Below are 5945 nucleotides of genomic sequence, written 5' to 3'. Positions count from 1 at the left end.
CGACGGCCCAGCGCGCGGCGGTCGGCGGGTCGAGGGGCACCAGGCCCTCGGCGAGCGCCACCTCCGCCTTGGTCTATCCGCGCGCGGTGGCTCGTCTCGGACGCGCCGTTCCGGCCGGCGGGGGAGGCGTCGAGCAGCACCGCGAGCCGGGAACCCGCGCCGCGGCGCGTCGCGGCGACCCGGTGCGCCTCCTCGGCGGTCAGCGCGCCGAACACCGCCGTGATGAGGCCGTCGCCCTCCCGGCCCTGGCCGGGTGCGCCGCCCAGCGCCGCGAGGCCGGGCGTCAGCGACGCGCCCTTGGACCGCCGCGCCACCGCCAGCGCCTCCAGCAGCAGCCCCTCGAACGCCCCGTCGAACGACGCCGCCGCCGACAGCGCCTCGCCCTCGTCGGTCACGAACCGCAGGTTCATCCCGGTCCGGCCGAGATGCACCCCGATCGACGCGGCGACCGACACCGCCTGCTCGAACGAGCCGCCCGGGCCGTCGCCCCAGTGCGCGCGGCGCCGGGTGTCCAGGAACAGCGTCCCGCTGCTCTGGAAGTGCTGCTCCTCGCGCCGCACCATCAGCTCGCCGTGCCGGGCCGTCGACCGCCAGTGCACCCGCCGCAGGTCGTCGCCGTGCCGGTACTCGCGCGGCGCGACGTCGTCCTCGCCCGCCGCCGACACCGAGCGGGCCAGGCTCTCGCCGCCGCCGCCCCACGCGCCGCTCAGCCGGGTCGCCGGCAGCGGCACGATCGCCGGGGTGACGGTGAGGGTGTCGGCCATGCTGAACGAGCGGACCAGCTCCACCATCCCGAACGGGTCGGCCAGCCGGACCGTCAGCGGCCCCACCCGGAAGCGGCCGCGCACGTCGGACCGGATCCGGTAGCCGAGCTCCCGCGAGCCCTGCGACTCGATCCGGTCCAGCACGAACCGCGCCCGCCCGCCGAGCGCGTACGGCACCCGGTCCTCCACCAGCAGCAGCCCGCTCGGCAGCCGCGAGACGTTCTCCAGCCGCAGGTCGACGCGCGTCTCGTGGCCGACCGGCAGCCGCGGCGGCTCCAGCCGCCGCGCGCACGCCAGCCGGTAGCGGGTCCGCGACACCGCCAGCGTCGACAGCAGCGGCAGCACCAGCACCAGGATCCCGGCGCGCAGCAGGTCCCGCTCGCCGAGCACGAACGCGCACACGATGGCCGTCGCGCCGGCGGCCACGAAGGACCGCCCGCGCGTGGTCAGCCCGGCCAGCGCCCGCCTCAACCGGTCACTTCCCGGGTGCGGGCACCGGCAGGCGGCGCACCAGGTCGGCGACCACCTGCTCGGGGCGCCGCCGCTCCACCTGCGCCTCCGCGGTCGGCAGCAGCCGGTGCGCGAGGACCGGGACGGCCAGCTCCTGCACGTCGTCCGGCAGCACGTAGTCGCGCTCGTCCAGCGCCGCGTACGCCCGCGCCGCCCGGACCAGGTGCAGGGTGGCGCGGGGGGAGGCGCCGAGCCGCAGCTCAGGGTGCTTGCGCGTCGCGGTGACCAGGTCGATCGCGTACTGCCGCACCGACGCCGCGACGTGCTGGCGCCGCACCACCTCGATCAGGTCGCGGACGTCGGAGGCGTGCGCGACCGGGGTGAGCCGGTCCAGCGGCGACGACCCGCCGTGCGCGTCGAGCATCTCCAGCTCGGCCGCCGGGTCGGGGTACCCCATCGAGATCCGCGCGGTGAACCGGTCGCGCTGCGCCTCCGGCAGCGGGTAGGTGCCCTCCATCTCGACCGGGTTCTGCGTGGAGATCACCATGAACGGGGGCTCCAGCGCGTAGGTGGTGCCGTCGACCGTGACCTGGCGCTCCTCCATGCACTCCAGCAGCGCCGACTGCGTCTTCGGCGACGCCCGGTTGATCTCGTCGCCGACCACGATGTTGGCGAACACCGGGCCCGGCTTGAACTCGAACTCGCGCAGCTCCTGGTTGTAGGCGCTGACCCCGGTGATGTCGCTGGGCAGCAGGTCCGGCGTGAACTGCACCCGCCGCACCGAGCAGTCGACCGAGCGCGCGAGGGCCTTGGCCAGCATCGTCTTGCCGACGCCGGGCACGTCCTCGATCAGCAGGTGCCCCTCGGCGAGCAGGACGGTCAGCGCCAGCCGCACCGCCTTCGGCTTGCCCTCGATCACCGACTCGACGGCGCCCCGGATCCGGTCGGCGATCCGCGCGAGGGCGGCGAGGTCGCGGGCGGAGCCCTCACGTCCCGCCGGGCCCTCCGCCCCGCCGCCGCCCGCGCTGCCGGGCCGGGCGGGGCGCGATGCCGGGGGGTCGGTCTCCATGAACGACTCGCCGTGCGTGCCTACTGCCACCAAACCCTCCTCAGCCGTCCGGCCGCGTGGTGTTCTCGAAGGCCCCTGACGGGGCCCGCCCCCCGGGACCGGGGGCCCGTCTCCCCGCGACCGGTGCGGCGCTCTGTGCGCCCGCCCAACCGACAGTACGTCGTCGGAGGGCCCGCCGCGATGTTCATGTGGAACGCGAGCCCATTGTGCTCCACAGGGATCACCACCACAGCCCTGCCGGGCCCACCACTTCGCCCCACCGGCCGTTCCAGCCCCTCCCGCGCGCCTCCTCGTCGGCCGTCCGGAGACGGCGCCGGGGGCCGCTCCGGTGGGGGACCGCGGAGGACGGCTCGCAGGGGGCGCCCGCCGCCCCCCACTCCGCTCCACCCCGTCTGACCTGCGGATTTCTCGACGATCTTCCTGCGTGAGAGGCGTTTTCCTTGTTGACGGTGGGGAAGAGTGGAGTAGAGTGGGGCGCCGTGGGGAGCAGTAGCGCCTCATGCGGCGCGGGAGGTGGGGCCGGTGTTCCTCGGCACCCATTCACCGCGCCTCGACGACAAGGGACGACTGTTCCTGCCGGCGAAGTACCGCGAGGAGCTGTCGGGGGGATTGGTGATCACGAAGGGCCAGGAACGCTGCCTGTACGTCTTCCCCATGGCGGAGTTCCAGCGCATCACCGAGGCTCTGCGTGCCGCGCCGGTCACCGAGAAGGCGGTCCGCGCCTACAGCCGGGTCTTCTTCGCCAGCGCCTCCGACGAGGTCCCCGACAAGCAGGGCCGCGTCACGATCCCGCCGCCGCTGCGCGCCTACGCGGGGCTCACCCGCGACTGCGCGGTCATCGGCGCCAACACGCGTCTGGAGATCTGGGACGCCCAGGCCTGGGAGTCCTACCTCGAGCAGGAGGAGCAGGCGTTCTCCGACGTCTCGGAGGAGGTGTTGCCAGGGATCCTCTAGACGACCCGTCGGTCCGTTGACCGGCACCGGCCCACGTTCGGCCAGGTCTCCAGCCGCTCTCCGAGCCAGCTGGCGCAGCTTCCCCGGCGCCAGACGGCGACCCCCCGCGGTAACGCGGTGATCTTCCTCAGGGCAGCGGATGGGGACCTGGCCGGGCGAGGCCGACGCCGGGGGACGAGGTCCGGACCGGCGATGCCACACAGTCCGCGAGCGAGGTGGCAGTACCAGGGGGGTGAACCATGGACGTGGGAGACCACGCGGCCGAGGCCGGTCACGTACCGGTCATGCTCGGTCGCGTTCTGGAACTCCTCGCCCCCGCGGTCGCCGCCGCCCGCGACGCGGGGCGCGCGCCCCGCTACCTCGACGCCACCCTCGGCATGGGCGGCCACGCCGAGGCCATGCTCCGGGCCCACCCGGACCTGCGGCTCATCGGCCTCGACCGCGACACCACCGCGCTGGAGCGCTCCGCGCGCCGGCTCGCCCCCTTCGGCGACCGGGTCGCCCTGGAGCACGCCGTCTACGACGAGATCCCCGGCGTCCTCGCGCGGCTCGGCGTCCCGTCCGTGGACGCCGTCCTGTTCGACCTCGGCGTCTCCTCCCCGCAGCTGGACGAGGCCGACCGCGGCTTCGCCTACTCCTACGACGCGCCCCTCGACATGCGGATGGACCGCACCCAGACGCTAACCGCGGCGGAGGTCGTCAACGGCTACCCGCCCGCCGAGCTCGCCCGCATCCTGCGCGAGTACGGCGAGGAGCGGTTCGCCCAGCGCATCGCCGCGGCGATCGTCCGCGAGCGCGAGCGCGCCCCCCTCGACTCCACCAGGCGGCTCGCCGACCTGGTCCGCACCTCCATCCCGGCCGCGACCCGCCGCACCGGCGGCAACCCGGCCAAACGGACGTTCCAGGCGCTGCGCATCGAGGTGAACGGCGAGCTGGACATCTGGCGGCGGGCGCTGCCCGCCGCCCTGGACGCGCTCCCGGTCGGCGGCCGGGTCGCCGTCCTCAGCTACCACTCGCTCGAGGACCGCATCACCAAGCGGGTCCTCGCCGCGGAGGCGGCCGACACCACCCCGCCGGAGCTGCCCGTCCCGCTGCCCGAGCACGAGCCGAGGTTCCGGCTCCTGACGCGCGGGGCCGAGCTGCCGTCCGACGAGGAGACCACGACCAACCCAAGGGCCGGATCGGTGCGGATGCGCGCCGCCGAGCGGGTCCGGGAGGCGACATGACGACGACGAGCCGACGCCCGCCGGCCACCGCGCCCGCCAGGAACGCGCCGAAGAAGGCCGCGCCCGGGAGGAAGAGGCCCGACCCGGACCGCCCGGACGATGACGCCGCGGGCCGCGCCGCCGCGCCGCCGCGCCGCCCGGCGAAGGGCACGGCGGCCAAGAGCCCGGTGAAGAGCCCCGCCAAGAGCCCGGCGAAGGGCGCGCGGGCCGCCGCCGCTCCGGCCAAGGCCCGGCCGCGCAAGGGCGCCCCGACCGAGCCCGCCGCGCCGAAGCGCGCGCCGGCGAAGAACGCCCCGCCGAAGAAGGCGCCGGACGGGAAGGCGCAGGCGGAGGTCCGGGCGCGCCGCGAGTCCCGGCCGGTCCGGCGCTCGGCCGCCGTCCCGCCGCGCGCCCCGTTCGTGCTGCTCATCATCGCGCTGCTCGGCGGCGCCCTGGTGAGCCTGCTGCTGCTCAACACCGTCCTGGCCAAGGACGCCTTCACGCTGAGCAAGCTGGAGCAGCAGAACAAGGAGCTCGACCAGCAGGGCCAGGAGCTCCAGGCGCAGAACGAGGAGGAGAACTCCCCGCAGAACCTCGCGCGGAAGGCCGAGGCGCAGGGGATGGTCCAGAACAAGTACCCGCGGTTCTACTTCCCCGGCACCGGCAGGACGAGTGCCGGGGGCCTGCGGCCCGTTCCGGAGGCGGCCACCGCGTCGGCCGGCGCCGCGGCCGTCCTGGGCGTGCCGGGCACGGTGGTGCCCGGCGACGGCGTCCCGGAGCCGTCCGGCGCGAACGGCTCCGGCTCCGCGCGGGGCAACGGCTCGGCGCAGGGCAACGGTGCGCCGCAGGGCAACGGCGCGCCGCACGGCAACGGCGCGCCGCACGGCGGCACGGCGCCACGAGGGACCGGGGCCGCGCACGGCGCCGGGACGGGGAGCGGCCGGCCGTGACGCGGGGCAGCGGCCTCGACGGTGCCGGCGCCGAGGGGCGGGGGACGCGGTGACGAAGGGACCGGGACGCGGGGCCGCGGGGCCGCCGCCCGGCCGGAAACGCGGTCCCCGGGGATCGGCGGGGGACGACAAGAGCGGCCCGGGCGCGGCGCGCGCGTCCGGGCGTCAGACCGGCAACCCGCCGCGTCCGCCCGGGGGACGGGCGGACGCGGCGGGGCGGCCGGGCAAGAAGGGCGGTCCCGCCGCCCGCCGCCCCGCACGCGGCGGCACCGTCCCGCAGCCGCGCAAGGGGACCGGTAAGAAGGACGCGGAGAAGAAGCCGGCCGGCAAGGGCGCGACCACCAAGAGCGCCTCCGGCAAGGCGGCCTCCGGCAAAACGACCTCCGGCAAGGCGGCGTCGGGCAAGAGCGGCTCCGGGAGGGCCGGTTCCGGAAAGGGCGGGGCGTCCGCGAAGAGCCGGACGGCCGCGTTCCGCACGACCGCGCCCACCGCGCGGCCCGGCGGCCCGTCCCGGACGGGCGGGCCGGGCGGGACGCGCCGCGACGGCCCCCGC

General features: G+C 76.2%; 5 protein-coding genes and 1 pseudogene. 4 read left to right on the top strand and 2 right to left on the bottom strand.

Annotated elements, in window-relative coordinates; genetic code table 11:
• Nucleotides 1-1235 (bottom strand): DUF58 domain-containing protein (locus amrb99_RS48965; RefSeq protein WP_190868957.1); only part of this gene is annotated, 1235 nt, incomplete at its 3' end.
• 4 nt (nucleotides 1236-1239) lie between these two features.
• Entirely contained in the window at nucleotides 1240-2313 is a 1074-nt protein-coding gene (locus amrb99_RS48960; RefSeq protein ID WP_347257204.1) for a MoxR family ATPase, read from the bottom strand.
• A 492-nt stretch (nucleotides 2314-2805) separates the two neighbouring features.
• Between amrb99_RS48960 and mraZ the strand changes: the two genes are divergently transcribed.
• From mraZ to amrb99_RS48940, 4 genes and pseudogenes are all read left to right on the top strand, one after another.
• Complete coding sequence (gene mraZ, locus amrb99_RS48955; protein WP_190868956.1) at nucleotides 2806-3237, top strand: division/cell wall cluster transcriptional repressor MraZ; 432 nt, start codon at nucleotides 2806-2808, stop codon at nucleotides 3235-3237.
• Nucleotides 3238-3476: 239 nt separating this feature from the next.
• Complete coding sequence (rsmH, locus tag amrb99_RS48950) at nucleotides 3477-4463, top strand: 16S rRNA (cytosine(1402)-N(4))-methyltransferase RsmH (protein ID WP_190868955.1); 987 nt, start codon at nucleotides 3477-3479, stop codon at nucleotides 4461-4463.
• Nucleotides 4460-5392 carry a hypothetical protein gene (locus amrb99_RS48945; RefSeq protein WP_190868954.1) on the top strand — a complete coding sequence of 311 codons (933 nt, stop codon included), beginning with the start codon at nucleotides 4460-4462 and terminating at the stop codon, nucleotides 5390-5392. Before rsmH ends, amrb99_RS48945 begins: the two co-directional genes overlap by 4 nt.
• Before the next feature lie 49 nt (nucleotides 5393-5441).
• Nucleotides 5442-5945, top strand: a pseudogene (locus tag amrb99_RS48940) (hypothetical protein); the annotation flags it as partial.

Origin of the sequence: Actinomadura sp. RB99, assembly GCF_014706005.1 — a bacterium.
Lineage (GTDB): Bacteria > Actinomycetota > Actinomycetes > Streptosporangiales > Streptosporangiaceae > Spirillospora.
This window is presented reverse-complemented; position numbering and strand designations above follow the sequence as displayed.